2 protein-coding genes and 1 pseudogene are annotated in these 3,293 nt (G+C 71.0%); 1 reads left to right on the top strand and 2 read right to left on the bottom strand.

The features are described from left to right. Positions 1 to 2,723 (top strand): TM0106 family RecB-like putative nuclease (locus tag KUTG_RS14710; RefSeq protein WP_043717411.1); only part of this gene is annotated, 2,723 nt, incomplete at its 5' end. A 93-nt stretch (positions 2,724 to 2,816) separates the two neighbouring features. Here the strand turns inward: KUTG_RS14710 and KUTG_RS63530 are convergent. Both KUTG_RS63530 and KUTG_RS63535 read right to left on the bottom strand, forming a co-directional pair. Further along, positions 2,817 to 3,092 carry a response regulator transcription factor gene (locus KUTG_RS63530; protein ID WP_052394521.1) on the bottom strand — a complete coding sequence of 92 codons (276 nt, stop codon included), beginning with the start codon at positions 3,090 to 3,092 and terminating at the stop codon, positions 2,817 to 2,819. Then, positions 3,089 to 3,293 (bottom strand): annotated as a pseudogene (locus KUTG_RS63535) (hypothetical protein); the annotation flags it as partial. The pseudogene KUTG_RS63535 and the gene KUTG_RS63530, both read right to left, overlap by 4 nt.

Raw genomic sequence — 3,293 nt, forward strand, 5'->3', positions numbered from 1 at the left:
GCGATCTGTCGCTGGTCGCCGGGATGCGGGCCGATCAGCGGCGCAAGCTGGTCGAGGCCGGCGTGGGCACCATCGACGCGCTGGCCGAGGCCGCCCCCGAGGACCGCCCGCGCGACCTGTCCGCCACCACCTTCACGGCGCTGCGGGCGCAGGCGGCGATCCAGGTGCGGCAGGACGAGACCGGGAAGATCAGCTACGAGGTGGTGGACGGCTCTGAGCTGGCCAGGCTGCCGGCGCCCAGCCCCGGCGACGTCTTCTTCGACATGGAGGGCGACCCGTTCGCGCTGGCCGGGACCGGTCTGGAGTACCTGTTCGGCTCCGTGACGACCAACGGGTTCATCCCGTTCTGGGCGCATTCCCGGGCGCAGGAGAAGAAGGCCTTCGAGGAGTTCGTCGACTTCGCCTCGGAGCGGCTGGCTTCGAATCCCGGCGCGCACATCTACCACTACGCGCCGTACGAGGTGACGGCGTTGAAGCGGCTCGCCGCCGTGCACGGCACCCGTGAAGAGGCAGTGGACGACCTGCTGCGCGGCGGGGCGCTGATCGACCTGTACGCCGTGGTGCGCAAGGCACTTCGGGTGTCGCAGCGGTCCTACTCCATCAAGTACCTGGAGCCGCTGTACATGCCGTCGGCCCGCGACGGCGACGTGAAGACCGCCGTGTCGAGCATCGAGGCGTACGAGGAATACCTGACGCTGCACCAGATCGGCGACGCGCGGGCGGCCGAGGTGTTGCAGGGCATCAGCGACTACAACGAGTACGACTGCGTGTCGACGCGGGAGCTTTTCCACTTCCTGCACCGGGTTCGCGTCGAGGCCGACATCGAGACCGTGGTCGAGGCGGTCGAGGACGATCTCGTCGCCAGGACCGAGGACCTGGTGGCCGCCGAGCGCCGGGCCGAGCGGGCCGCCCGGTTGGCGGCGCTCGTCGACCCGTTGATGGCCGGCCTGCCCGACAATCCGGCCGACGCCACCGACGACGAGAAGGCCCGCGCCCTGCTGGCCGCCTCCGTCGGCTACCACCGCCGGGAGACCAACCCGGCGTGGTGGGAGTTCTTCCGCCAGGTGGCCGCCCCGCTGTCCGATCTGGAGGTCGACACCACCTGCGCCGTGCCGGTTTCCGTGCAGGCGGGCGACTGGCAGCCGCCGGCCGGCCGAGTTCGCCTGGCCAAGCGCGTGCTGACGCTCGTGTGCGACCCCGACCGGCCGCATCCGTACGCCATGGGCGACCAGGTTCGCCTGCGGTACGGGGATTCCACGCGAGACGCGGTCGTCAGCGCCGCCACCGCCGAGGAACTGACCCTGGTCGAGAGCGCCAAGCCCGACGAGACCTCCGACGGTCGCCCCAACGCGGTTCTGCCCGGATCGCCGGTGATGCCGAAGCCCAAGGACGAGGCCGTCGCCGATCTCGCGCAGCTCGCCGTCGACGCTTTGCCTGCGCTGCCCCAACATCCGGGCATCGACCTGTTGCGCCGCACTCCCCCGCGCCTGCGCGGCGGCGTCGAGTTGCCGCCGCACGGCGAGGATCTCGTGCGCACGGTGATCGAGACCGTGGATCTACTCGACGGGTCGACCCTGGCCGTGCAGGGTCCGCCCGGCGCCGGCAAGACCTACCTGGCCGGCAAGCTCATCGCGCATCTCGTCGGCTCCGGCCGGACCGTGGCCGTGACGTCCAACAGTCACAAGGCCGTCGAGAACGTCTTGCGGGCAGCCAAATCCTCCGCGCCGACGCTGCCAGCCGCCAAGCGACCGAAGAAGGCAGCGGAGAAGGACGTCCCGTGGGAGCAGCCCAAGGACAACCCCGGGCTGGCCCGGTGGCGGGCCGAGCACACCGACGGGCACCTGGTCGGCGGCACCGCGTGGACCTTCGCCAACGCCGCCATGCGGGCCGAGCCCTTCGACGTGCTGGTGATCGACGAGGCCGGCCAGTTCTCGCTGGCCGACGCCCTCGCCGTCTCCATGTGCGCCCGCAACATCGTGCTGCTCGGCGATCCCCAGCAGCTGCCGCAGGTTGTTCAGGGCACCCATCCCGCCGGCGCCGAGGCCTCGGCCCTGGGTCACCTCATCGGCGACAACGACGTGATTCCCCCGTCACTGGGCTACTTCCTCGACCAGTCGCGGCGCATGCACCCCGCCGTCTGCGAGCCCGTGTCCCGCCTGTCCTATTCCGGTCTCCTGCACGCCCATCCGTCCGCCGCCGAGCGCGGGATCGACGGCATCGACTCCGGCCTGTACCTCGCCTCCGTCGACCACCGCGGCAACACCACCCGCTCCGTCGAGGAAGCCGCCGTCGTCGTGGACATCGTCCGCTCCCTGCACGGTCGCAAGTGGACGGACAGCTCCGGTGTCCGTCCCCTCGGCGACGAGGACATCCTTGTCGTCGCCCCGTACAACCTCCAGGCCCGCGTCGTCACCCGTGCCCTAGAGGTCGCCGGCTTCCCCGACGTCCGGGTCGGCACCGTGGACCGCTTCCAGGGCCAGGAGGCTCCCGTCGTCATCACCACCATGACGTCGTCGTCCGCCGCCGACCTGCCCCGCGGCCTGGACTTCCTGTTGTCCCGCAACCGGTTGAACGTCGCCCTCTCCCGCGCCCAGGCCGTCGCCGTGCTGGTCTGCTCCCCCAAGCTCGTCGAGGCCGACATCCGCACCGTCGACCAGATGCGCCTGGTGTCCGGCATGATCGGCCTCATGAACGCCGCACAGGAGTGGCGCCACACCCCCTGACACCGCGAGTCCCGCTCTCGGGCAACCATGATGCAGGTTCGGGCCGAGGGCTGCCGTGCGCTCCTTCCAGGCATGCGCGGTTCACCCCACCGACTACCGCCCCAGCCCCGCGTCCCTGGCCCGCACGATCGCCTGCGCCCGGTCCGCCACCTGCAACTTGGCGAAGATCGACGAGATGTGGTTGCCCACGGTCTTCACCGCCAGGCCCAGCTTGTCGCAGATCTGCGGGTTGGCCAGGCCGGCGGCGATGAGGTCCAGCACCTCGCGCTCACGGTCGGTCAGCTGGGGGAAAGGCAGGTTCGGCAGGTCCTCGGGGCCGCCGCTGAGCAGGGCGTCGACCCGGCGGGCGATGCTGGGCCCGAAGATCACGCCGCCCTCGGCGACGCAGCGGACGGCGCGCAGGATCTCGTCCTGCTCGGCCCCCTTGAGGATGTAGCCACGGGGCCCCGGGCGCGGACGGCGGCGAAGACGGAGTCGTCGTCCTCGAACATGGTCAGCACCAACACCGCCGTGCCCGGGGCGACGGCGACGACGGCGCGGGTGATGTGGTGGAATTCAGCTCGGGCATCT

Origin of the sequence: Kutzneria sp. 744, from assembly GCF_000568255.1 — a bacterium.
GTDB lineage: Bacteria > Actinomycetota > Actinomycetes > Mycobacteriales > Pseudonocardiaceae > Kutzneria.